General features: G+C 61.8%; 20 protein-coding genes. 9 read left to right on the top strand and 11 right to left on the bottom strand.

What is annotated here, in order from left to right:
* Window positions 1–34: 34 nt before the first annotated feature.
* The 6 genes from R8871_RS03470 to R8871_RS03445 form a co-directional block, all read right to left on the bottom strand.
* Entirely contained in the window at window positions 35–385 is a 351-nt protein-coding gene (locus R8871_RS03470; protein ID WP_175049052.1) for a response regulator, read from the bottom strand.
* A 6-nt stretch (window positions 386–391) separates the two neighbouring features.
* A complete protein-coding gene (locus R8871_RS03465; RefSeq protein WP_175049051.1) occupies window positions 392–1867 on the bottom strand; it encodes an ATPase domain-containing protein in 1476 nt (491 codons plus the stop codon).
* A gap of 417 nt (window positions 1868–2284) precedes the next feature.
* Complete coding sequence (locus tag R8871_RS03460; RefSeq protein WP_175049050.1) at window positions 2285–4012, bottom strand: tannase/feruloyl esterase family alpha/beta hydrolase; 1728 nt, start codon at window positions 4010–4012, stop codon at window positions 2285–2287.
* Window positions 4013–4022: 10 nt separating this feature from the next.
* Window positions 4023–5162 carry a porin gene (locus R8871_RS03455; RefSeq protein ID WP_175049049.1) on the bottom strand — a complete coding sequence of 380 codons (1140 nt, stop codon included), beginning with the start codon at window positions 5160–5162 and terminating at the stop codon, window positions 4023–4025.
* A gap of 81 nt (window positions 5163–5243) precedes the next feature.
* Window positions 5244–6404, bottom strand: coding sequence for a 3-(3-hydroxy-phenyl)propionate transporter MhpT (gene mhpT, locus R8871_RS03450; RefSeq protein ID WP_246287469.1), 1161 nt, complete (start codon window positions 6402–6404; stop codon window positions 5244–5246).
* Window positions 6405–6871: 467 nt separating this feature from the next.
* The gene (locus R8871_RS03445; protein WP_175049047.1) at window positions 6872–7342 is read right to left on the bottom strand and encodes a MarR family winged helix-turn-helix transcriptional regulator; all 471 of its coding nucleotides are present in this window, start codon (window positions 7340–7342) and stop codon (window positions 6872–6874) included.
* A gap of 166 nt (window positions 7343–7508) precedes the next feature.
* Here R8871_RS03445 and R8871_RS03440 point away from each other — a divergent pair, with 166 nt between their 5' ends.
* From R8871_RS03440 to R8871_RS03420, 5 genes are all read left to right on the top strand, one after another.
* Window positions 7509–8336, top strand: coding sequence for a p-hydroxycinnamoyl CoA hydratase/lyase (locus R8871_RS03440; RefSeq protein WP_175049046.1), 828 nt, complete (start codon window positions 7509–7511; stop codon window positions 8334–8336).
* A gap of 86 nt (window positions 8337–8422) precedes the next feature.
* The gene (locus R8871_RS03435; RefSeq protein WP_175049045.1) at window positions 8423–9874 is read left to right on the top strand and encodes an aldehyde dehydrogenase; all 1452 of its coding nucleotides are present in this window, start codon (window positions 8423–8425) and stop codon (window positions 9872–9874) included.
* A 94-nt stretch (window positions 9875–9968) separates the two neighbouring features.
* Entirely contained in the window at window positions 9969–11882 is a 1914-nt protein-coding gene (locus R8871_RS03430; RefSeq protein ID WP_407673082.1) for a feruloyl-CoA synthase, read from the top strand.
* Window positions 11883–11991: 109 nt separating this feature from the next.
* Window positions 11992–13038 (top strand): phytoene/squalene synthase family protein, encoded by a 1047-nt coding sequence (locus R8871_RS03425; protein WP_175049044.1) that lies wholly within the window; start codon window positions 11992–11994, stop codon window positions 13036–13038.
* A 168-nt stretch (window positions 13039–13206) separates the two neighbouring features.
* Window positions 13207–13455 (top strand): hypothetical protein, encoded by a 249-nt coding sequence (locus R8871_RS03420; protein ID WP_175049043.1) that lies wholly within the window; start codon window positions 13207–13209, stop codon window positions 13453–13455.
* Window positions 13456–13742: 287 nt separating this feature from the next.
* Here the strand turns inward: R8871_RS03420 and R8871_RS03415 are convergent, their stop codons facing one another.
* The 5 genes from R8871_RS03415 to R8871_RS03395 all read right to left on the bottom strand — a co-directional run bounded on the left by R8871_RS03415 (window position 13743) and on the right by R8871_RS03395 (window position 18754).
* Window positions 13743–14051, bottom strand: a complete 309-nt coding sequence (locus R8871_RS03415) for a DUF4148 domain-containing protein (protein WP_175049042.1) — start codon at window positions 14049–14051, stop codon at window positions 13743–13745.
* Window positions 14052–14227: 176 nt separating this feature from the next.
* Window positions 14228–15790 carry an alkaline phosphatase family protein gene (locus tag R8871_RS03410; protein ID WP_175049041.1) on the bottom strand — a complete coding sequence of 521 codons (1563 nt, stop codon included), beginning with the start codon at window positions 15788–15790 and terminating at the stop codon, window positions 14228–14230.
* A gap of 215 nt (window positions 15791–16005) precedes the next feature.
* Entirely contained in the window at window positions 16006–16869 is an 864-nt protein-coding gene (locus R8871_RS03405; protein WP_175049040.1) for an ABC transporter permease, read from the bottom strand.
* Between the two features lie 17 nt (window positions 16870–16886).
* Window positions 16887–17681 carry an ABC transporter ATP-binding protein gene (locus R8871_RS03400; RefSeq protein WP_054035532.1) on the bottom strand — a complete coding sequence of 265 codons (795 nt, stop codon included), beginning with the start codon at window positions 17679–17681 and terminating at the stop codon, window positions 16887–16889.
* A gap of 53 nt (window positions 17682–17734) precedes the next feature.
* Window positions 17735–18754: an ABC transporter substrate-binding protein gene (locus tag R8871_RS03395; RefSeq protein WP_175049039.1), complete on the bottom strand. Its 1020-nt coding sequence runs from the start codon at window positions 18752–18754 to the stop codon at window positions 17735–17737.
* Between the two features lie 284 nt (window positions 18755–19038).
* Between R8871_RS03395 and R8871_RS03390 the strand changes: the two genes are divergently transcribed.
* The 4 genes from R8871_RS03390 (at window position 19039) to R8871_RS03375 (ending at window position 23392) form a co-directional block, all read left to right on the top strand.
* Entirely contained in the window at window positions 19039–19716 is a 678-nt protein-coding gene (locus R8871_RS03390) for a response regulator (protein WP_027778124.1), read from the top strand.
* The gene (locus tag R8871_RS03385; protein ID WP_175049038.1) at window positions 19706–21100 is read left to right on the top strand and encodes a sensor histidine kinase; all 1395 of its coding nucleotides are present in this window, start codon (window positions 19706–19708) and stop codon (window positions 21098–21100) included. Before R8871_RS03390 ends, R8871_RS03385 begins: the two co-directional genes overlap by 11 nt.
* A 185-nt stretch (window positions 21101–21285) precedes the next feature.
* Window positions 21286–22668: a sensor histidine kinase gene (locus R8871_RS03380; protein WP_175049037.1), complete on the top strand. Its 1383-nt coding sequence runs from the start codon at window positions 21286–21288 to the stop codon at window positions 22666–22668.
* A gap of 25 nt (window positions 22669–22693) precedes the next feature.
* Window positions 22694–23392: a response regulator transcription factor gene (locus R8871_RS03375; RefSeq protein WP_175049036.1), complete on the top strand. Its 699-nt coding sequence runs from the start codon at window positions 22694–22696 to the stop codon at window positions 23390–23392.
* Window positions 23393–23460: the final 68 nt, after the last annotated feature.

The following is a 23460-nucleotide window of genomic DNA, read 5'->3' as shown; positions in this document are numbered from 1 at the left end:
GCGTCTGCCAGGAATTCGGGGTTTTACCTAGCCGTCAAACCCCCATGCGCTGCAGCATCGCAAGAAGGGCGTCGAATGAAAGCGGCTTGCGCGCGTATGCGATGGTGGGATTCGGTTGTGCGGGAATATCCGCGGCCGCGCTGCACAGAATGATTGGAATCGCGCGCAGATTGGGGTCGTTGTACAGCGCGGCGCACAGTTGCAGCCCCGACATGACCGGCATCATGCAGTCCGACACGATGATGTCGGGCCGGGTCTTGCTGATCTGTTCAAGCGCGGCCGCGCCGTTGGAGGCCGTCAGTACGGCATAGCCATGCCGCTCCAGCAACAGTCGCCAGACCGTGAGGATGTCGAATTCGTCGTCCACGACCAGAATGGTTTTCATGGGCGGCTACGTTTTTCGTCGCGGCGTCAGCGTGGCTGACAGGCCTTGCGCTGAAACCACGTTGGCGGGGCTGAGCGGGCTTTCGAGCACGTCGAGGCCCTGAGGCGAAATGAGGAGCTCGCGCAGCGACGTGTCGTGCGCGCTTTCGCGCTGCTTGACCACCGAAATCATGCGTCGCAGACCCGTGTCCGTTTCGGCGTAGCGCAGCAGCACAAGGTTTTCGGTCAACGCGGAGACCCGCACGCTCTTCGCGTGGCCGGGGTCGGCGTAAAGCGGCAATTCCTCAGTCAGTATCGTGGTGACGCAGGCTTCCCTCAGTTGATGAAGCAGGGCATTCAGGAAAAGGCCGAAGCGTTCGGTTCGCAATGCGGAATCGCGAAAGCCTTCCACGCCGTCGATCACGATCCGCTTCGCACCGCTCTGCTTGACCGTTGCAAGCGCAACCGAGGCGAGCTCGTCGATCGCCAGTTCTATGGCGGGCTGCCATTGAATCATCAGGCGCCCGTCGTCGTACGCGTCGGCGAGATCGATCGAGACGGCCTCGGCTTTGCCGACCAGCCGTTGCGGCCCTTCGTAAAAGCCCAGATACACGCAGCGTTCGCCGCGCGCCACGCCGGCCGCGAGAAACTGCAGACAGAGCAGGGTCTTGCCGACACCTGACGGCCCGATCAGCGTGGTCGTAGAACCTTGAGCGAAACCGCCGCCGAGCAGATTGTCGAGATGCGGGAGACCGAAACCGAGCCGTGTTTTCAGATCGACTGGGCCTGGTTGCGCGGCGCATTGCGATTCCAGACGCGGGAACATCAGAAGCCCGCTTTCGGCGATGCGAAAGAAATGCTTGCCCATCAGATGGTTGCGCGCCCGCATCTTGTGCACTTCGATTTCGCGCCCACGGCGCATGCCGTCGTTGTAGCGGTTCAGTTCGATCAGGCCGTCGACCAGCGTGTGCTCGGGGTGAGGTTCGTTGCCGGAGAGCGGCGCGAGCAACAGCGTGGTGCAATCCATCGCGGCGGCCAGCGCGTTCAGTTCGTGGATGAACTTAGACAGCGACAATTCGGTTTCGCTGAATTCGCGTGCGCTGCGAAAACCGTCGATGATCATGAGGCTCGGCCGATGGTCGTAAATGCTCGACGCAATCAGCTTGAGGAAGCCATCGAGCCCGTCCTGCATCAGCTCGTGATAGCCGGACACGAACAGCATTTGCTGTGCGACGGCGGTTTCGTCGAAGAAGCTCAGGGCTTTGAGGTGCGCCAGCAGCTTGTCGTGCGACTCGGCGATCAGGGTCACGTAGAGCACCTTTTCACCCTTGCTGACACGATGAAAGCCGATCTGGCTCGACAGAATCGTTTTGCCCGCACCGGCCATGCCTTCCAGCAGATAGACGCCGCCGCTGACCAGCCCTCCGCCCAGGATCTCGTCGAAACCGGGGACACCTGTTTCCATGTTGGAGCGGGAAGATGTCTGAGATTCGTGGATAGTCATTGTCGATATGTCGTTCAAGGTACGAAGGAGCGACAGCTTGCAAATGAAATCAAGCGGAGGTGCATCGCTCAACCTAACCGCGCCAGCAATTCGCATTCCCGCTCGTCGGCGGCGCTATGCGTTTTAGCATTCGATGAGGGGGATTCGGGCTGGGGCCGCCTCCCGCTTGGTGAGCAGCAGGGGAGAGGCCGGCGTATGGCGTGCGCAAGAGGAGCGGAAGACGAAGGCTTACAACGCGGCGCGGGGAGAGAGCGGCGGCGTTTTTTTCAAATCGATGCAACGAAGGGGGTACGGCAGGGGATGCGACGGGCATGTCCCTCGCGCATGCAAAGTACCCGTCATGCGCGAGGAGGAGGCGTTTTATGCTGGCTCGGTAATGACATGGCAACGAGGACTCGGCAATGAGCCAGTTGCGCCTTAGCTACACGCGAAACTGCTCGCGGCATTAATGTCGCCGCCTTGATAACGGGCGACTTTCGGATACGCACAGAGCGGCCGCGTGCGTCCCGTCCCCCAATTGGCCGGCACGTCCGTGTTCGGCGCGACATTGCTCGCATCGCGTGCGGTGGCGACCACGCTGTCCGGCGCCTTGCCCTGTTCAACCCACGCGATCATCGGCGTGAGCATGTCGAACTGGTCGGTGCTCGGACCGCCGGAGCAGTGATTCATGCCGGCGATCGTGTAGAGACGGGCGAAGTTCGAGGCGTCACCGCCATTGGCTGCCGTGAGCCGCTGGTACCAGTCGGTCGTATCGTTCGACGAAAACACCGGGTCGCTCGTGCCGTGATAGACCATCAGTTTCGCACCGCGTTGCTTCAAGGCACTGAGGTTGGTCTCGTCGGGCGGCGTCATGAACGACCAGGCTGATTCGCTATACACGCCGCTCGTGGCGAAGATCTTCGGCGCGTCGGCATCCATGCTGAAGTTCAGCGCATAGGCCGACAACTGGGTCAACACCGATGCGCTCTGCGGCGGCGTGGTGAACGTGAATGCCGCTGCGGCGGGATCGAGGGTGATCGAGTTCGCCTGCTTCCATGCCGACCAGCCCGGGCCGAGGCCGGCGTCGTATGGAAAGCTCGAATACAAGGCCGTGCCGGCGCTGTTGCGTGCGCCAGAGAAGACGTTGCCGATCGCGTCCTTCTGCGCGCTCGTCAGACAGGTTCCGTCGCGCACGTTGTTTGTGCAGGTGGGTACGTCTGCCGCCAGACTGAAATTTGCCTGGCATGCCTTGATATCCTGAATGAGGCCGTCGGTGGCGCCGTCGAGTGCATCGCATTTGGCCAGTATCTTCGAGGCCACCATCTGACGTTCCGCCGCGGTAAAGCCGGTCGTGATGTCGGGCAGGCCGTTCGCAGTCGTAGCGGTCGCCACCTTGGCCAATTGCTGCGCGCTCCACATTTCGCCGATCGCCGCCTTCGGCAAGTGGAAACCCGGGTCGCCGGCAATGATTCCGTCGTATTGCGCAGAAGAACGTGCCGCCGCGACCAGGGCATGACGGCCGCCATTGGAGCAACCGTCGAAGTAACTGCGGTCCGGCCCCTTGCCGTAGGCGAGTTTGATCACCTGCTTGGCCATTGGCGTGAGCGTGGCGACCGCGTTGTAGCCGTAGTCGAGGCGTGCTTGCGGGTCGAGGCCGAACAGCGGATTTTGCGACGCGCTGTGGCCCGCGTCCGAACTGATGACAGCGAAGCCCATGTTGAGCGCGTCGTTGGTCGGGCCGCCGCCGCCGATTTCACCGGTAGCGGTCACTACATTCCCGTCAAGTCCGCCATTGGCCTGATAGAAGAAGCGCCCGTTCCATGCCAGCGGCAGACGCATTTCGAAGCCGATGGCGTACGTCTTGCCATCGACGCTGCTCACGCGCTGATTCATGCTGCCCTGGATCAGGCAGTGTTCGGCGATCGGTTTGCCGGCCACCTTGAGCGTGCCGGCCGCGACGTCCGACACGGAGGTGAAGACGGTGTTGGCGAACGTAAGTTTCGCGGCGAGCGCGGCGCAATTGCCGGCGAGTGTGCCGGGAGTGGCAGCATTCAGTTGCGGCAGGGCATTCGTGCTTGTGGTGGCCGGGTCGCTGACATCGTTGCCGCCACACGCTGCGAGAGTCAGTGCCGCCGCTGCAGCCAGCGCGATGGATGTGTGCTTCATGCGGTGTCCCCTAGAACGAATGACGAATGCCGAGCATCACGCCGGTCTGGCCGGTGCCTGCCGTGGGTGTCGTGCCGCCGCCACCGGCGCTGACCGAGTAGCGTGCCTTCGCGCTGTTGGCGAGATACGAGCCCTGCGCATAGACCGCGGTGCGTTTCGACAGCAGATAGGTGGTGCGCAGCGTGCCCATCGTGGCGCGCGTGTCGTGCTCGCTATTGGTGATGTGATAGACCTCGCCGTCGACGATGAAAGCCGGCGTCACGAAGTACGAAGCGCCGACGAAGAACAGATTCGAGCGCACGGCCGCAATCGTGACAGCCGACGGTTCGACCCGGCGATTGAGCCAGCCCGCGCCGATCTTTGCCTTGCCGATGTTGGCGTACGCGCTGACGTGGGTGCGGATGTCTTTGTCGGTGGCATTGGTGAGCGGAATGGGTGCAACGCCATCGAAGAAGTTCGCCGCAGCAGTGCTCCCGCCGCGCTGTTCCTCGTACGACGCCGCAACGCCGAAGAGCGGCGCGTCGTATTTCAACATCACCGACCACTCGCGGCATTCCGTTGCATGCCCGGCTACCGAGCCGGTGCAGGTGCCTTGTCCCGGCGAGTTGCCAGTGCCCGCCGCGTCGCGGCCGAATGAATAGTTCGCGCCGAGCGTCACGCCAGCGTAAGTGCCGAGGTAGGTCACCGAGTTATCGGCGCGGGCGTTCGGCACGTAGGCGTCGAGCGAGCCCAGGCCATAGATGTCCGGGCCGATCAGGTCCGCACCCATCAGCGCGAGATACGTCATCGTGTACTGTCGTCCGAACGACACGGTGCCGTACGGACTCTTGATGCCGACGAATGCCTGACGCCCGAATAGCCGGCCGCCCTGGCCGAGATCGCCGGCGCGCACGTTGAAGCCGCTTTCCAGCGTGAATACCGCGCTATAACCGCCGCCCAGATCTTCATTGCCGCGCAGGCCCCAACGCGAGGGCAGTTCACCGGTAACCGACGGCATGCGAAACACGCTTTTGCCCGCGGCGTTTGCGTGCGATACGTATTCGATGCCGGTGTCGATGATGCCGTAGAGCGTTACGCTCGATTGAGCCGCCGCGGCGCCGCTGACGGCGCACAATGCGCCACAAAGAAGAATGCGTGTGGATGCTTGCATGCAGGATGTCTCCAAACCGTTGATCGAATGTGTTTGTTGTGGGGTCTTCTTGAGTTTTCTTGAATCTTCCTGTCTGGTCAGTCAGTCGTTGGCGCGCGGACGGCGCAGCAACAGCAGCGCAGCCGCGGCGGCGATCAGCGTGACGGGAATGCTCGCGCCGATCACCGTCGACGAACTGCGTCCCATCGCCAGCAATTGACCTGCTGCCAGCGGGCCGACCACCGAGCCGATACGGCCTACCGCCACTGCCGCGCCGACGCCGGTGCCGCGCATGGCAGTCGGATAGAAAGCGGCTGAGAGCGCGTACAGCACCGATTGCCCACCAATCACGAACATCCCCGCGAAGAACGCTGAGGTTGCGAGCGCGCCGAAGCCGGGCGCCATCGAGAGCGCCGCGAGCGACGCGATGATCCCGATATACATGCCCGCCACCACTACGCCTGAGCGCATCCGGTCCATCAATATGCCGATGCACAACGCGCCGATGCCGCCGCCGATGTTGAAGAAAATCTGCACGTAGCCCACTTGCGCGCGCGACAGGCCGCTTGCGGCCATCAGCGAAGGCAGCCAGTTGAGCAGGAAATAGAGGACGATCAGCGTGCAGAAATAGCTGACCCAGATCTGCACGGTCGAGAGGCCACGTGTGCCGCCGAACAGGATTTCGCCGACCGGCGCGGGCTTCGCGTGACCGTCTCGCGAGGCTTGGGTGAATGCCTTCGAATCCGCGAGAAACACGAGCAACAGCGGCACCAGCACCAGCGGCCCTGCGCCGCCCACGTAGAAGATGTGCCGCCACTCGGTGTCGCCCGCGCTCAACACGCCGATCACCGAAGCGATTACGCCGCCGAACGGAATGCCGCAATACATCACGCTCACCGCGGTGCTGCGCGAGCGCGGCTCGACCGCTTCCGACGACAACGCGATCAGGTTAGGCAATGCACCGCCAAGACCAATGCCTGTCAGCACTCGCACGATCACCAGCGTGTGAAAGTCGCTCACTAGCGCGGTCGCGATCGACAACAAGCCGAACAGGCATGCGGAAATCACCAGCACGCGCTTGCGGCCGATCCGGTCGGCAAGCCGTCCGCCGAACATCGCACCCGGCAGCAAGCCGAAGGTCCCGGCGCTGAACGCGAGGCCCATTTGTCCGACCGACAGACCGAACTCGCGCGCCATCCGTGGCGCGGCGACACCGACCGACTGCAAGTCGAGCCCTTCGAGCAGCGCGATGGCAAAACACAATCCGAGTGTGACAAAGGTGTTTGTCCGGCTGGACGTCGCCGGTCCAGCAAGGCTTTCTGTCGAGGGTAAGATTCCGGCTCTTTTCACGTTAGTGATCCTTATTAAAATGCGTGGTTTTCCGGTGTCGATGAAGAGCGGCAGATGCGCAGTCGCCGACTGGCGTGGCGGCCAGACGCAAAGACCGTTGCGTTTGCTCAATGTCGGGGCGGGCCGGTGTTCCAGACCGGCTCGATGAAACGGGACTCAGACCGCCGTCGAGGTCACCGAAGAATGCTTAAGAACCGCCCGGCGAAAGTCGCAGCGCACAGCACATCGGTTCGATGTCTGCGTTGCTGTCCATTCGATTCGACGCGATACAACGCGTCTCCACACGCTGCATCGTGGATAGGATTTAATATCAGGTAGACTGATAACACAAGTGCAAATGCTTCGGTGAAAACACCTAGCGATTTGCCGAGACGGGAGAGTTAGTCGCGCAGGTTGCGCACGAAAGTTTCGAGGTGAGTTTGTACGACGCCGGCCGTGTCGAGCTCGAGGCCTTCCATCATCTGTTTCTCGATCGTCTTCACCGCCTGCTCGCATTCGCGCAGCACGGCCCGCCCTTCATCGGTCAGTTGCAGCAGCACGATGCGGCCGTGCGTCGGGTCCGGCTCGCGGCTGACCCAGTTCCGGCTCGCCATGGCGTTCATCACTTCATTAGCCGATTGCGGCGTGATGAAGGAGCGTTCGGCCACTTGCGCATTGGACGCCTGCCCCTTTGCGTCGAGCACCGAAAGCGCGGTGAATTGCGAAAGCGTCAGGCCGAGCGGCGCAAGTGCTTCGGTCATGCGGCGCCGCAGGATGCGGTCGAGACTTCCGATCACATAGGCCAACCGCAGGTGCGGGCGACGGGTACGCGTGGTGGTGGGTTCGGCGGGCGAATCTGGATTTTTGCTCATGGTGGGCTGGGGTCCGGTCTAGCCTGCATCTTAGCGCGCCTCAGCGTTAAATCGACCGATAGGGGTTTGCACCGAGTCTGCGAAATTCCGCTTTACATATCAGGTAGCCTGATATTAAATGCAGTCAACGGGCCGCTGCTGCGGTCAACATTCACGGAGAAAGCAGATGAATTACGAAGGTCGTTGGGAAACCGTCAAGGTCGATGTGGCAGAGGGCATCGCATGGGTCACGTTCAATCGTCCCGAGAAGCGCAACGCGATGAGCCCGACGTTGAACAAGGAAATGATCGAGGTCCTGGAGGCAGTCGAACTGGACGCCGAAGCACAGGTTCTCGTGCTGACGGGTGAGGGAGATGCGTGGACCGCCGGCATGGACCTGAAGGAATATTTCCGTGAAGTCGACGCCGGCCCGGAAATCCTGCAGGAAAAAATCCGCCGTGATGCATGTCGCTGGCAGTGGCAGTTGCTGCGCATGTACGCGAAGCCGACCATCGCGATGGTCAACGGCTGGTGCTTCGGTGGCGGCTTCTCACCGCTGGTGGCGTGCGACCTCGCGATCGCAGCGGACGAAGCCGTGTTCGGCCTCTCCGAAATCAATTGGGGCATTCCGCCGGGCAACCTGGTGAGCAAGGCGATGGCGGACACCGTCGGGCATCGTCAGGCGCTTTACTACATCATGACCGGCGAGACGTTCACGGGGCAGCAAGCAGCGCAAATGGGTCTCGTCAACAACAGCGTGCCGCGTGCCGAACTGCGTGAGGCGACGCGTGTTCTCGCAGGCAAGCTGTTGCAGAAGAATCCGGTGGTGCTGCGCGCAGCCAAGCACGGCTTCAAGCGTTGCCGCGAACTGACGTGGGACCAGAACGAGGATTACCTGTACGCCAAGCTGGATCAGGCGCAACTGCGCGATCCCGAAGGCGGCCGCGAGCAGGGCCTGAAGCAGTTCCTCGACGAGAAGGCGATCAAGCCGGGTCTGCAAACCTATAAGCGCTGAGCTATTGCAGGCGTTGAGGTAGCGTCAGACAGCTACACGCGTAGGAAGACCGGCGGGACGAGAGACACAGCGAGGAGACGAGACACATGCATGAAGTGACATTGTTGATCGACGGCAAGAGCCGCGGCGCATCGGACGGCAGAACCTTCGAGCGGATCAATCCCGCGACCGGCGTGGCGGCCTCGCGCGCCGCTGCCGCCACGTTGGCCGACGCCGACGCGGCAGTCGAATCCGCGGCGCGCGCGTTCCCCACATGGTCCGCATTGGCGCCGACTGAGCGTCGAAAACGTCTATTGGCCGCAGCCGAACTGATGGATGCGCGCACCGCGCAGTTCATCGAAACCGGCGTGGCCGAAACGGGCGCCATGCCGAACTGGTACGGCTTCAATGTGATGCTGGCCGCCAACATGTTGCGCGAAGCCGCCGCAATGACCACGCAGATCGACGGCGACGTGATTCCGTCGGACGTGCCGGGCAGTCTCGCGATGGCCGTGCGCCAACCGTGCGGTGTGGTGCTCGGCATGGCGCCGTGGAATGCGCCGGTGATTCTCGGCACCCGGGCAATTGCCATGCCCCTCGCGTGCGGCAATACGGTCGTGCTCAAGGCATCGGAAGGATGTCCCGGTGTGCATCGGCTGATTGGCAGCGTGTTGCAGGAGGCCGGTCTCGGCGATGGCGTGGTGAACGTCATCACGCATTCGGCTGAAGATGCGCCGGCGATCGTCGAGAGGTTGATCGCTCATCCGGCGGTCCGGCGGGTCAATTTCACGGGCTCGACGCGGGTTGGACGCATCGTCGCGCAACATGCCGCGCAGCATCTGAAACCGGCCTTGCTCGAGCTCGGTGGCAAGGCGCCTGTGGTGGTGCTCGACGACGCCGATCTGGATGCGGCGGTGGACGGCATCGCGTTCGGTGCATTCTTCAACCAGGGGCAGATTTGCATGTCGACGGAGCGGCTGATCGTCGATCGCAAAATCGCCGACGTGACGGTCGAGAAGCTAGCTGCCAAAGCGCGAACCCTGAAGGCGGGCGATCCCGCTGCGGCCGATTCCGTGCTCGGCGTGCTCGAAAGCGTGGCGGCCGCGCGGCGCATCAAGGCGCTCGTTGAAGACGCGCATGAGAAGGGCGCGAAGCTGCCGGTCGGCTGTTCGGTTGAAGGCGCAGTGATGCAACCGGTGATTGTCGACGGCGTAACGCGGGACATGTTGCTCTATGCCGAGGAATCCTTCGGCCCGGTGGTGACGGTGCAGCGTGTGGACAGTGACGAAGAAGCGATTCAGATTGCGAACGATAGCGACTACGGTCTCTCCGCAGCGGTATTCGGTCGCGATATATCGCGCGCGCTGAATGTGGCGAAACGTATCGAGTCAGGTATCTGCCATATCAACGGGCCGACCGTGCACGACGAAGCGCAGATGCCGTTCGGCGGCGTGAAGAAGAGTGGTTATGGGCGGTTTGGCAGCAAGGCATCGATCGCCGAGTTCACCGATCTGCGCTGGATCACGATTCAGACCGGCCCGCGGCACTATCCGATTTGATTGTCCGCGGTCGAATAGCCGCGTTGAAGCATTAAAGGAAGGTCGCGCCCGCCGCAGAGAACGGGGCGCAGACTGCTTTCCATGGAGACAGGCGTTGCATTCCGAGCCGAGACAACCGAACACCCCCGCCGCGCGTGACAACGCGCCGACGCATTACCGCGCGACGACGATCGGCGCGTCATCGTTGCATGCGCAACGGCGCGGCGACACGTGGTATTTGCGCGCTGCCGAGCCGCTCGGCGAACACCCACAACGTATGACCGACCGGCTCGCGAGCGGCGCGCGCGAACATCCGGAGCGCTGGCTGGCGGCGCGACGCGGCCGTGACGGTCAATGGATCGGCCTGAGCTACGCGAAAGCGCTGCAAAGTGCTCGCGCGATTGGACAAGCACTGCTGGCGCGCGATCTCTCCGTTGAACGTCCGGTCGTGATTCTCTCGGGCAACGATCTCGAGCACCTGCAACTGGCGCTCGGCGCGATGTGGGCCGGCATTCCGTATGCGGCAATTTCCCCGGCATACGCGCTCGCCTCCGGCGACTTCGGCAAGCTGCGTCATACGATCGATCTGCTGACGCCAGGGCTGGTCTTCGCAACGGGCTACGACGCCTTTGCCAGGGCGATCGATGCCGTGGTGCCAGCCGACGTCGAAGTCGTCGCTGCAACCGGGCCCAAGGAGCCGCAGGCGGCGCGCAGTGTGACTTCATTCAGCGACCTGCTGAATACAACGCCCGGCACGGTCGATTCCGTTCAGGCGGCGGTGAGCCCGGACGCCATCGCCAAGTTTCTGTTCACGTCGGGCTCGACCAAACTGCCCAAGGCCGTGCCGACCACGCACCGCATGCTGTGCAGCAATCAGCAGATGCTGCTCGAAACGTTTCCTGAGTTCGCGAACGTGCCTCCGGTGCTGGTCGACTGGTTGCCATGGAATCACACCTTCGGCGGCAGCCATAACGCGGGCATCGCGCTCTACAACGGCGGCACGCTCTATATCGACGACGGCAAACCGGTCAACGGCAAGTTCGAAGAAACGCTGCGCAACCTGCGCGAAATCGCGCCGACGATCTATTTCAACGTGCCGAAGGGCTGGGAAGAACTGGCCATCGCGCTGGAGCAGGACGCTCAATTGCGCGCGACGTTTTTCTCGCGCGTGAAGGTGTATTTCTTCGCGGGAGCGGGGCTCTCGCAAGCGGCGTGGGACCGGCTCGAACGCGTCACCGAGCAATATTGCGGCGAGCGCATTCGCATCATGGCCGGACTCGGCATGACCGAGACCTCGCCGTCCTGCCTGTTCACCACGGGTCCGATCATGCGCGCCGGCTACGTCGGCTCACCGGCGCCTGGCTGCGAAGTCAAACTCGCACCGGTCGGCGACAAACTCGAAGCGCGTTATCGCGGACCGCATGTGATGGCCGGCTATTGGCGCGCGAATTCCGCGGAGTTGGACAACGCCTTCGACGACGAAGGTTACTTTTGCAGCGGCGACGCGTTGCGCTTCGTCGATGTCGAACGGCCGGAGCTCGGGCTGCTGTTCGACGGGCGAATCGCCGAGGACTTCAAGCTGAGTTCGGGCACCTTTGTTAGCGTCGGCCCGATGCGGGCTCGCGTGATCTCCGAAGGCGCGCCGTATGTGCAGGACGTGGTGGTCGCGGGAATGAATCGGGACGACGTAGGTCTGCTGGTGTTTCCGCGGCTCGACGATTGCCGCCGGCTGGCGGGATTGCCTTCGTCGGCCAGCGCGCGTGAGGTGATCGAAGCACCCGTCGTGCGTGCGCATTTTGCGGCCTTGTTGGCAACGCTCAATCGCGGTGCGACCGGCGGTGCAACGACGATCGCCCGAATCCGGCTGATGGACGCCGCCCCTTCGCTCGATCTCGGCGAGATCACCGATAAGGGGTCGATCAATCAGCGCGCGGTGCTCACGCATCGGGCAGCGCTCGTCGACGCGATGTACGACGCGGCACAGCGCGATCCCGCCGTGATTTACGCGGCTGCTTGCGGCGCGACGTAAGGCGCGCATCGTTCGTTGACTCTGGGTCCCTCGTCGCACGGCAAAGGCGCTTCGCCGTATACAATTCGGCAGCGCCTGATTTTTGCCCAATACCGACCTGATCCCATCCATGCCGAATCCGACCCGGGCCTTTCTTCTTGGCCCGCTCCTGAAAGGCGTTTCACGCTCCTTCTATCTCACCCTGCGCGTGCTGCCCGCCGGGATGCGCGATCCCATCGGCCTCGCGTATCTGCTTGCGCGCGCGGCCGATACGATTGCGGACACCTCGCTGATCTCACCCGAGCAACGCCTTGCAATGCTGCTGTCGCTGCGCGACCAGGTCAACGGCGCCCCGAACGATGGCGCGTTGTTCCAGCGCATGGCCACGGAAGTGGCGGGCCAACAGGTCCAGTCCGATGAAAAGGTCCTGCTCGAATCGCTTGGACCTGCACTCGAGGTGCTGTCGCAACTGAGCGAGTCCGATCGCAAAGCCGTACGCGGGATTGTGTCGACGCTGACCGAAGGCATGGAATTCGACCTTCGCACGTTCCCCGACGAACGTTCCGGCCAGCTCGCCGCGCTGCGCGAATACGACGAACTCGACCGCTATACCTACCTGGTGGCCGGCTGCGTCGGCGAATTCTGGACCACCATGACCTACGCGCACATGCCCGGCACGCTGAAAGAGCGGCCAGAGATCATGGCGCGCCGCGGCGTGCGTTTCGGCAAAGCGCTGCAGATGACCAACGTGCTGCGCGATTGCGGCAAGGATCTGCGGATCGGCCGCTGCTACCTTCCGCAGACGATGCTCGATCAATATGGTCTGAGCGCGCAAGACCTCCTGCAGCCGGCAAATTCTGTTCGCGCCCGGCCGCTCATGATCGAACTTGTGCGCAAGTCGCTGGATCATTTTCGCGAGGCGTTGGATTACACGCTGGCCATCCCCGCGTTTTCCGTGCGTTTGCGACTCGCCTGCTTGTGGCCGATTCTGATTGGCCTGGACACGCTGCTGTTGCTGGTGGATAACAATGACTGGCTCGACCCGGCCAAGGTTTCTAAAGTCCGGCGCAATCAGGTGTATCAGATCATTGCGTCTTCACTGCTGCTGGTGCCTTCGAATGGTCTGGTGCGCGCATCGGTTGAAAAGCGGATCAAGCTAATCGAAGCTCGACTCTGAACGTGGGTTGCGCTGTATAGATAATGTGGATTCAGCCACGCCGCGTAGCCGATTCATGCAGCATTGCCTTTCAACTTAATCTGCATCATTGAATAGCCACCAATCGGGAAACCCCTAGCATCCTGCATCGGTGGTTCGCGTTAGTCTCTTCAAAAGAGGAGACGATTCATGAGACAAGCGTTCAATATTGCAGTGGTGTTGTTGCTTGGCTATTTGATGGCGGATAGAGCGCTGATGCGTGCGCAAGCCGGAGAGATGGGGACAATTACGTGCCACCGGGGCGCGGAGCTGGTTAAGTCGAATGCGTTGAAAAAGGGTTTCGGTGACGCCGGAGCCAGCAGCCAGGGTGAAAATTTCCTGTCGAGCTGTCTCGTCACGGGGCGAGGCCAGGTGGGTGATCTGATCGCCCGCGAATAACGTAAGCAGCCTGGCGCCGCAGAGGCTCAGGCCAGACGTAGCACGACATAAACAAAAAGCGCCCAGACCGTGAAGGTCCAGGCGAAGTCATCGGGAGCCCGATGACGGAGGTATCGAATACAGAACTGGCCCGCGATCGGGGATACTCGGTCGCGGGCCAGTTCGTTTGAATCAGAGCGTGCGGCTATCTATGTTGCCTCGCGGTCGATCAGGGCAAACGTCGTGGCCTCTGCTTCGTTCCGCTGGGCGGCTCGGCCGCCGGCCGGGTTGCCAACTGAGTTGGCAGCTTAGTTACCGAAATAAACCGACTTCGGACCGTTCACCGGAACCGGGTGGCCCGACTGCGACGAGCCAGTCGCCACACCGCCGTAGCTGCTTTCTGCGGTACCGTTTTGCTGGGCGACACGGGCTTGCGCAGCCTGGATGTCAGTCGGATAGTACGGGTCGGCACGACCCGGCTGGTAGCCGGCCTTTTCGAGTTGAACCAGTTGCGCGCGGACTTCGGCGCGGGTCACGGGCTGGTTGGACTGCGCAAACGAGGCAACAGGAGCGGCCAGCACAGCGGCGACAACAACAGCTTGAATGAGCGATTTCATGATGAACTACCTCCAGTTCGGTCTTTATCTTGCTACGAGCGGTGTTGTTCGTAGTCAGTGATTGCATTGTAGTTTTGCGATCTGACCGGAGTAATCATCAATTCAGGTAATGTTTGTTGCGAGATTTGCAATAAAAAAGGCGAGTGGGTTGATGGGACCCGCGTGCGGGCGGCTTGCTAGGACCGGGATGCCGAAACTGAAGCGCTGTCTTGTTGAGTCTGCGCAGGGACATTCGTGGATTGTGTGAGCCGCGTGAACGCCTGGCCGGTGCGCGCTTCACGATCATCTCGGGCCTGATAGAAGTCTTTGCTGAGCCACTGGCCAAACCGCATCATCGCGGAGCCGAGCGCGCTCTTTAGCCGGACCCACCCCGTTTCGGTAAGCGCGAGGTGCGAAGCCGACTCCACCAGGTCCGCCGCCAACTTATCCAACTCTGCGTGCAAAAAGTCCGCGAAATGATGGAGTCCGTGCTGATTGCCGTTCGACGATTTCCTTTCGAGTTCCACGTGCTCCGCAATCAGCGATTGATTGGTCACGCGAATAAAACGGGGTGTATCGGTTCGGGCAATTCCCGTTGAGCGGATTGCAAGTCCGACGCTTGCCGCGACTCGTGTGCGATTGCCGAGCGGCGCAAGCCCCCACTTGTCACAGAGGTATTTCAGCAGACTGCAATGATCGAATTGCGTATTGCACACGCGCGCGTCGCACCATGGGGAGACGAGAATGGCGGGAACCCGTACACCGAGTTGGGTGAAGCCGAAGCTGTCCGTGTGTTCGTCGGGCGCTACCGCATTCGAAGGCGGATACACGTGGTCGAAAAAGCCGCCATGCTCGTCGTACAGGATGACTAACAGTGTGCTTTCCCACAACGCCTGATTGGAGCGCAGCGCATTGTAGGTGTCGGCGATCAGCTTCTCCGCCTTCATGATGTTGTGCGGTGGATGGTCGTCGTTCTGGGCTTCGCCAAAGTATTTCGGCTCGATGAGCACGAACTCGGGAAACTCGTTCGCAGGGCCGGCTGCGTCGTCGAAAAACGTGTCGAACCGCCGGTAATTGGCGAGGTTTTTCGCTTGACGCTGGTTTTTCAATAGCAGGGACGCGGGAAAATCGTAGAAGTAGATCTTCCACGTTTTCTCTTTGTCATTGAGGCGGTCGAAAATCGTGTCCTGGTTCTGCTCGGTGTACCACCTCGGATTCAGGGCGTCGAGTCCAACGGGCATTCCCACTTCGCCCATCGACGTACCTGTCAGCGCGAAATAGCGGTTCGGCCAGGTTGGGCCTGGTAACGATGAAAACCACTTGTCGCACACCGTGAATTGCTCGCCCAGCGTGTGCAATGCCGGGAGAAACCCGCGCGGGTAATAGCCCATGATGTCTTGCCGCGCGGCGAGGGTGCTCTTCGGGTAGTCCTTTGCGAACGATCGAACAAAGCCGCCGTTGTCTCCCGCGATCTGGGCCAGCACAGCCTCATACCCGTGATCCGGATCGTGGCGCATCTGCCGCTCCTGGGTCACCTGAGGGAAGAAGGTATGGCCTTCGCCGTCGTCGTTAGACTTCGACGCGGCGTTACGTATTCCATCCAGGCTGGTGTGTACTTCGTCCAGACAGCCGAGCATCTGATCGAAGGAATGATTTTCCATCAGCAGCAGAACGACGTGTTCGATCCGATCCTTCGGCATATTCGCTGCATTCGACGTGTTTGCCTCGCTTGCTGCTTTGCCGTCTTGGACGTCACTCATATTCATCGCTCCAGCAGGGGATTGGATGGATTTTTCGTGCGTATTACCTTGTCAGCTCGCTCAGGTGATGCCAGCGTTGCAAACGTAGCGCAAAACGCGCCGGCGCGAAAGCGTGTTGTGCTTCGCCTCGTTATGCTGAATGAGTGTGTGAGCGAAGCGAAACAAAAAAAGGGCGCCGACGGCGCCCTTTTTCCTTTTACGACCTGACGGTCAACTCAAACCGCTGTGGGCCGCCATTTCAACAACCGCTGTTCGACCGCGGTCAACAGATAGTCCGCAGCCAGCGCAACCACAGCCAGCACGATCATCGCCGCGAACACGCCGCTTGCGTTGAACGCGCCTTGCGCAGTGGAGATCAGCAGGCCGATACCTTGCTTCGAGCCGAGGAATTCGCCCACCACCGCGCCGACCAGCGCAAAGCCGAAGCTCACGTGCAAGCTGGCGAGAATCCAGCTCAACGCTGACGGGATCACCACCGAGGTCGTCACCTGACGGCGCGACGCCCCCAGAATCTGCGCATTGGCGATCATGTAGCGGTCAGCTTCACGCACACCCTGGAACGCATTGGCGAACACGACGAAGAACACCATCACGACTGCCAGCGCCACCTTCGAAGCCATGCCGAGACCGAGCGCAATCACGAATACCGAGCCGAGCACCACGCGCGGAATCGAGTTGGCGATCTTGATGTAGAGGCTGAATACATCGGAGAGCAGCTTGTTGCGCCCAAGCACGATGCCGCAGAACACGCCCGCCACCGAACCAATAATGAAGCCGAGCCCGGTTTCTTCGAGCGTGACCCACACCTGCGTCAGGAGCGGTCCTTGCGACGTGCCGTTCACGAACCAGTCGATGATCTGATCGAAGATCGCGGTCGGCATCGAGAAGAAGAACGGATCGATCCACTTCAGGCGGGCGGACAATTCCCATCCGCCGAGCACAACCACCAGCACGACAATACGCAGCGTGATCACCAGCGCATGACGTTGGCGGATGCGTTTTTGCGCGACGCGTTCGACTTGCGCGAGCGACGCGGGATCGATGCCCGAAGGCATCGTCTGTTGAGGGGTAGTAGACATGTTTGCCGTTCCTTGGGTTAGCCGATCTGCACTTCTTCGCGCAGGTCGTGCCAGATGTCGCGCGAGATTTCGATAAAGCGTGGGTCATAGCGAACTTCCGACGTGACGCGCGGGCGCGGCAGATCGATTTCGTACACTTTCTTCAGTGTCGCCGGACGTGCAGTCAGCACGAACACGCGATCCGCAAGCGCAATCGCTTCTTCCAGATCGTGCGTGACGAACACCACTGAACCGGCGCCACCCCACAGTTGCAGCAGTTCATCCTGCATCAGCGTGCGGGTCTGCATGTCGAGCGCCGAGAAGGGCTCGTCCATCAGCAGGATTTCCGGCTTGTTGATGAAGGTTTGCGCCAGCGCCACGCGCTTTCTCATGCCGCCGGACAGTTGATGCGGATAGTGCTTGCCGAACTTGTCGAGGCCCACGCGGCGCAGCCATTCGTTGGCTTCGTCGTACGCGGCGGATTTCGAGCGGCCGCGATACAGCGGGCCGGCCGCCACGTTGTCGATGACCGAGCGCCACGGAAACACGGCGTCCGCCTGAAACACGAAACCGATGCGCGGGTCGATGCCGTCCACCGGCGCGCCCATTACGCGCACTTCGCCGGTAGTGGGCTTCAGCAAGCCGGTGATCATGCTGAGCGTGGTCGACTTGCCGCAACCCGTCGGACCGACTACCGCGACGAATTCGCCACGCGCCACCGACATGCTGAAGTCGCGCAACGCGATCGTCGCTTTGCCATCCGGGGAGATGAAACGGCACGATACGTTGCGCATCTCGATGGCGGGCGTATCGCGTGACAGAGGTTGATTCATCGGCTGGTGCCTCGCAGTTCTCTTGATGTTGATGGGGCTGTGCTTGGAGGGCGTTACTTCGCCGCCGTCTTGACCGCTGCCGACACGTAGTCGTTGCTGTAGGTCTTGGCGAGGTCGATATGCTTGCCCTTCACCGAAGGATTGAACGCCGACAGGACCTTCAGGACAGTGTCCGGGCCGTCTGCTGGCATCTTGCCGTCCTTCGTGAACATCGGCAGCGACGCTTTCAGCGCGCCGACGTACAGGTCTTTGTTGTTGCCGTAGTAGTCCTTCGGCATCTTCGCGGCGATCTCTTCCGCGCTATGGGTCGCGATGAAGTTCAGCGTCTTCGCGAAGGCGTGCGAGAGCTTCGTAGCGTCGTCCTTGTGCGACTCGGCCCATGCGCGCTGCACGTAGAAGCTCGAAGCCGGATACGTGCCGCCGAGCGCGGCGCGGGTGCCTTCAAGCGTGCGCATATCGACCAGCACCTTGGCGTCGCCGGTCTTAAGCAGTTGCGAGACGGTCGGCTCGGTGGTCATGCCCGCGTCGATGCGGTTCTGCTTGATGGCGGCGATAAAGCTGTTGTCCGCGCCAACCGGCAGCAGCGTGTACTGCGTCGACGGCACGCCCGCACGTTGCGCGAGGTATTGCGTGAGGAAGCTGGTCGACGAGCCGAGGCCGGTCACGCCCAGCGTCTTGCCCTTCACGTCCGCCATGCTCTTGAGCGTTTCGGACGCCTTGGTGGAGACCATTTCCACTTCACCCGGCACCTGGCCGAAAATCACCAGCGCCTGGACTTCCTTGCCCTTGCTCTGCAAGTCGATGGTGTGATCGTAGAAGCCCACCACGCCTTGCACCGCGCCTGCTAGCAGTTCGTTTTCCGCGTCTACGCCGGCAGGTTGCGAAAGGATTTCGACGTCGAGGCCTTCGTCCTTGAAGTAGCCGAGCTGCTCCGTGAGCTTGGCCGGCAGATAGATGATCTTGGTGGCGCCGCCGACCATGATCGTCAGCTTCTCCGCATGAGCCGCGGCCGAAGCGGCGGCAAGGGTAAACGCAACACCTGACACGGCGGCAATCTGGCGCAAGGTACGCATGAAGCAGTCTCCTGAGGTTTAGTCGCCGCCCTGTGCAGACGCGGCGCTTTCTGGATGAATGACGGGGATTATAGAAATCTGAAACCTTCTGGCAGCTTTCGGGGCTGCGAGCAAATCATGGGTGTTAACCCGAAAATGTCCTGCAATCTTGTGGACACCCCCTGGCAAACCCCATAAGGCGGGCCGCAAACCACGCAAGCCGCGCGCAAAGTCCTTGTTTTACGGCACAATCGGCGTCCTGACTTTTTGCCGCGCATTGCGTTGCCTCTTTCGCCGTTCTCCCCATGAAGCTGCTGCTCATCGAAGACAACCCCACGCTGGCGCACTGGCTCGCGAAGATGCTGGAGCAGGAAGCGTTCGCGCTCGACGCCGTGCAGGACGGCGACGCCGCCGACCGCCTGCTGCGCACCAATCACTACGACGTGATCCTGCTCGACCTGAATCTGCCGAAGCTGTCGGGCAAGAACGTGCTGCGCCGTTTGCGTCAGCGCGGTGACGCCACGCCTGTGCTGATTCTGACGGCGAGCGGTTCGATCGACGAAAAAGTGGAACTGCTCGGCGCGGGCGCGGACGACTACCTGGTCAAGCCTTTCGAAGTACGCGAGCTGATCGCGCGCATCAAGGTGGCGATCCGCCGCCAGTCGCCCTCGAAAGCGAGCGAGGTGGTGTGCGGCGATCTCGCGTTCGACATCGACACGCGCCAGTTCACGCTGAAGGGCGCGCCGCTGAACGTTACGCCGCGCGAGCGCTCGGTGCTCGAAACGCTGATCCTGCGTTTGGGCAAGACGGTAACCAAGCCCGCCCTGGTCGACGCAATCTTCACGCTCGCGGACGAGCCGAGCGAGGACGCGGTCGAAATCTACATTTCGCGGCTGCGTAAGAAACTCGACGGCAGCTCGGCCGCTATCGTCACGTTGCGCGGACTGGGCTATCTGCTGCGCAAGAAAGAAGATGACCAATAGCCTGCGCATGCGTCTGCTGTGGTGGCTGCTGGTGCCGCTCGCGTTGTACGTGTTCGTCACCGGCAAGGCGGAATACGACAACGCGCGGCGCACGGCGGACCTGGTGCAGGACAACCAGCTTATCTCGTCGGCGCGGATGATCGCCGGTGAGGTGGAATGGGTGGACGGTTTTTTACGCGTAGACGTGCCGCCCGCCGCGCTTGAAGTGTTCGTGTCGCCTTATCGCGATCAGGTGTTTTACAGCGTGCGGGTCGACGATGGCCGCCTGCTGGCGGGCACGCCGGATTTTCCACAGCGCGCAGCGCTTTCGCCGGACACGGCCGATCACTACGACACTGAACTCCATGGTCAGCCTGTTCGCGCCGTCGGCCTTGTGCGCCTGATGTACGACAACGGTGCGACGCGCCGTGTACGGGTGACAGTGGGCAAGACGGTGCGCTCGCGCGATGCGATGGCGCAGCAATTGTGGCAACCGCAACTCGTGCGGCAGATCGAGATGATCCTGCTGGCGGTCGCGCTGGCCTGCATCGGCCTCACCTTCGAATTGCGGCCGCTGATGAAAGTGAAGGAAGAGGTCGCCGACCGCGATCCCATGCAGCTCGAGCCGATTCGCGTCGAGCGCCTGCATACCGAGTTGCGGCCGATCGTCGAAGCGATCAATCAATGTATCGCGCGCCTCGGCGTGCAGGTGGCTGCACAGCGGCGTTTTATCGCCGACGCCGCGCACCAGTTGCGTACGCCGCTCACGTTGCTCGGCACGCAGTTGCAGTTCGCGCGCCAGCAGGACGGCCTGAATCCCGCGCTCGACGAGGCGCTCGCCGCGATGCACCGCAGTAATCGCTCAATGGTAGGACTCACTAACAAGTTACTGTTGCTCGCACAGGCCGAGGCGGCAGACAACAAGCAGTTAGCGGTGGAAACAGTGGATCTGGCGGAACTGGCGATGGAAGTGGTGGAGGATCTTGCGCTCCTCGCGCAGGCCCGGGACATCGATCTGGGCGCGGAACTGAACGGCCCTGCGCCGGTGGCAGGGCATCGCGGCCTGCTTCAGGCGCTGATCGCCAACCTCGCGGAAAACGCGATCCGCTATACCGGCAGTGGCGGCCACGTCACGGTGGCGGTCAGCACTGAAGCCGATACAGTTACCGTGGCTGTGCTGGACGACGGTCCCGGCATTCCCGCCGAATCGCGCAGCCGTGTGTTCGAGCCGTTCTTTCGGGCGTCGACAGATACTGAAGGAACCGGGCTGGGCCTCGCCATCGTGCGCGAAATCGCAGACGCGCATCACGGGGAGATCGTGCTTAAGCCAGGTGAGGGCGGCAAAGGCGTGCACATGACCGTCTCGTTTCCGCGTGCGTCGATGGAAGGACCTCAGGCTGGTTAACCCGGTCACGCCAAACCGGCGGCTTCAAAAGTACTCGGGACAAACCCGCAATCGGCACAGGAAACGCGTGTTCGAAAGCCTATAGAAGGATTTGTACCCCTAGAATTTGAAGCAGGCGATTCATCGAACGCCCACCGCACACGCGGGACATAGCGGAGAGATCCGGCAGAGAGGAACGACGAATCGTGTTTTCAGGCAGTCTGCGCGGACGCTTGCTGTGGTGGCTCTTGCTACCGTTGGCGGCGTTCGTTTCCATTTCCGGCATGATTTCGTATCGCAACGCGCAGACCACGGCCGACCTGGTTCAGGATAACGCGTTGCTATCGTCGATACGCATCATTGGCGAGGACATCGACTGGGATAACGGCAACGTGTCGGTTCAGATTCCGCCGGCCGCGCTCGAGCTGTTCGAATCGCCGGAACAGGACAGTGTGTTCTATCGCGTCGAAGCGAGTGGCCACCGCCTGCTGGCCGGCAGTCCCGAGTTACCGTTGCCGCGCGGCGTGAGCGACGTCCCGATGCTCTATTCCACTCATCTCGAAGACGGCCGTGCCGTGCGCGCCGCTACTTACGTGCGGCAGCTATACGACTCGGGCCGCACTGAAGAAGTTGTCGTCGCAGTCGCGAAGACGGAAGGCTCGCGCGACGCCATGGTGTGGCGCCTGCTCCGCCCGCAACTGTTCGGCGAGGTGCTCACTCTGGTGCTCGCGATGGTGTTCGTCTATCTTGGGCTGACCTTCGAATTGCGGCCGTTGATGAAGGTGAAAGACGACGTCGCTGATCGTAACGCGTCGCAACTTGAACCGATCCGCGTGGCGCGCTTGCATGTCGAACTAAGGCCTATCGTCGAAGCGATCAACCAGTGCATTGCGCGCATGGGCCAGCAGGCCGCGACCCAGCGGCAATTCATCTCCGACGCGGCGCATCAGATGCGTACGCCGCTCGCGCTGCTGGTGGCGCAAATCCAGTTTGCGCGGCAACGCGAGAATCGGGACGCGCCGCTCAGCGAAGCACTGGCCGGCATGCATAAAAGCAGCCGCAAGCTGACCACCTTGACCAACAAACTGTTGCTGCTCGCTCAGGCCGAGTCCGCCGCGCCTTCCAATACGCGCGAACGGGTCGATCTGAGCGCGTTGATCGCGGGGGTGCTGGAGGAGTTGATAGCGTTCGCGCAGTCGCGTGAAATCGATCTGGGCGCCGAATTGGAAGACGGTCTATACGTGACTGGCGACGAGGCGTTAACCGCGGCGCTGGTGACCAATCTCGTCGACAACGCGCTGCGCTACACGCAACCCGGTGGCCGCGTCACCGTGCACACGCAGCGAGGTAATGACAGGGCGATCGTGCAGGTGATCGACAATGGGCCGGGTATCAAACCCGAAGCGAGGGTGCGCGTGTTCGAGCGTTTCTATCGCGCGTCAAACCACGCTGACGGAACCGGTCTCGGTTTGCCGATCGTGCGCGAGATCGCCCGCCGGCAAGGCGGCGCGGTTACGCTCGAATCGGGAGAGGGCGGTGTCGGCCTGGTGGCCACCGTCGAGATGCGACTATGGTCGGCGGCGGTTTGATGCGCCGCCAAATCAGGGGAAACCTATGAAACTGTTGCTCGTTGAAGACGACGCTGACCTCGCGCGCTGGGTGATGAACCTGATGCAGGTCGAGAATTTCGTGGTTGACTGGGCGCAGGACGGCGAACGTGCGGAGACGCTGCTCGGCGTGCAGTGCTACGACGCGGTGCTGCTCGATCTGCGCTTGCCCGGAATTGGCGGCAAGGATGTGCTGGCGCGCCTGCGTCGCAAACGCGACAACGTGCCTGTGCTGATGCTCACCGCCAACGGCTCGACTGACGACAAGGTGGCGTGCTTCTCGGCCGGCGCGGACGATTACGTCGTTAAACCTTTCGACGCACGCGAGCTGGTGGCACGCATCAAGGCGTTGATCCGCCGGCAGGCGGCCGGCGACAAGGGTCAATCGATCGATTGCGGCGATCTGCGCTATCTGTTCGATTCCCGTGAATTCGTTCTGCAAAACGAGCCCTTGCCGTTACGGCGGCGCGAACACACCATCCTCGAAACGCTGATGCTGAAGCAGGGCAAGACCGTCTCGAAGTCCACGCTGATGGACAAGGTCTTCACGCTCGACGACGAACCCAGCGCCGATGCCATCGACATTTACATTCACCGCCTGCGCAAGCATCTTGCACATTCCAGCGCGAAGATCATGACCTTGCGCGGGCTCGGCTACATTCTGCGCGAAGAAGTGTCGTGCGAAACTTTTTCCGAGTCGCTTTAGCGCATCCCATCGTGCCATGTCGGCACGCGTTCCAACTCTGCGGGACCGCCGCCAGACCGGCGCGGCGG

The organism is Paraburkholderia sediminicola, assembly GCF_902859805.1.
GTDB classification, from domain to species: domain Bacteria; phylum Pseudomonadota; class Gammaproteobacteria; order Burkholderiales; family Burkholderiaceae; genus Paraburkholderia; species Paraburkholderia sediminicola.
This window is presented reverse-complemented; position numbering and strand designations above follow the sequence as displayed.

Bases quoted from the DNA above. Each gene is read 5' to 3' on its own strand.
- R8871_RS03470 (WP_175049052.1), bottom strand. From the start codon at position 385: ATGAAAACCATTCTGGTCGTGGACGACGAATTCGACATCCTCACGGTC.
- R8871_RS03465 (WP_175049051.1), bottom strand. From the start codon at position 1,867: ATGACTATCCACGAATCTCAGACATCTTCCCGCTCCAACATGGAAACA.
- R8871_RS03460 (WP_175049050.1), bottom strand. From the start codon at position 4,012: ATGAAGCACACATCCATCGCGCTGGCTGCAGCGGCGGCACTGACTCTC.
- R8871_RS03455 (WP_175049049.1), bottom strand. From the start codon at position 5,162: ATGCAAGCATCCACACGCATTCTTCTTTGTGGCGCATTGTGCGCCGTC.
- R8871_RS03445 (WP_175049047.1), bottom strand. From the start codon at position 7,342: ATGAGCAAAAATCCAGATTCGCCCGCCGAACCCACCACCACGCGTACC.
- R8871_RS03440 (WP_175049046.1), top strand. From the start codon at position 7,509: ATGAATTACGAAGGTCGTTGGGAAACCGTCAAGGTCGATGTGGCAGAG.
- R8871_RS03435 (WP_175049045.1), top strand. From the start codon at position 8,423: ATGCATGAAGTGACATTGTTGATCGACGGCAAGAGCCGCGGCGCATCG.
- R8871_RS03425 (WP_175049044.1), top strand. From the start codon at position 11,992: ATGCCGAATCCGACCCGGGCCTTTCTTCTTGGCCCGCTCCTGAAAGGC.
- R8871_RS03420 (WP_175049043.1), top strand. From the start codon at position 13,207: ATGAGACAAGCGTTCAATATTGCAGTGGTGTTGTTGCTTGGCTATTTG.
- R8871_RS03415 (WP_175049042.1), bottom strand. From the start codon at position 14,051: ATGAAATCGCTCATTCAAGCTGTTGTTGTCGCCGCTGTGCTGGCCGCT.
- R8871_RS03410 (WP_175049041.1), bottom strand. From the start codon at position 15,790: ATGAGTGACGTCCAAGACGGCAAAGCAGCAAGCGAGGCAAACACGTCG.
- R8871_RS03405 (WP_175049040.1), bottom strand. From the start codon at position 16,869: ATGTCTACTACCCCTCAACAGACGATGCCTTCGGGCATCGATCCCGCG.
- R8871_RS03400 (WP_054035532.1), bottom strand. From the start codon at position 17,681: ATGAATCAACCTCTGTCACGCGATACGCCCGCCATCGAGATGCGCAAC.
- R8871_RS03395 (WP_175049039.1), bottom strand. From the start codon at position 18,754: ATGCGTACCTTGCGCCAGATTGCCGCCGTGTCAGGTGTTGCGTTTACC.
- R8871_RS03390 (WP_027778124.1), top strand. From the start codon at position 19,039: ATGAAGCTGCTGCTCATCGAAGACAACCCCACGCTGGCGCACTGGCTC.
- R8871_RS03385 (WP_175049038.1), top strand. From the start codon at position 19,706: ATGACCAATAGCCTGCGCATGCGTCTGCTGTGGTGGCTGCTGGTGCCG.
- R8871_RS03375 (WP_175049036.1), top strand. From the start codon at position 22,694: ATGAAACTGTTGCTCGTTGAAGACGACGCTGACCTCGCGCGCTGGGTG.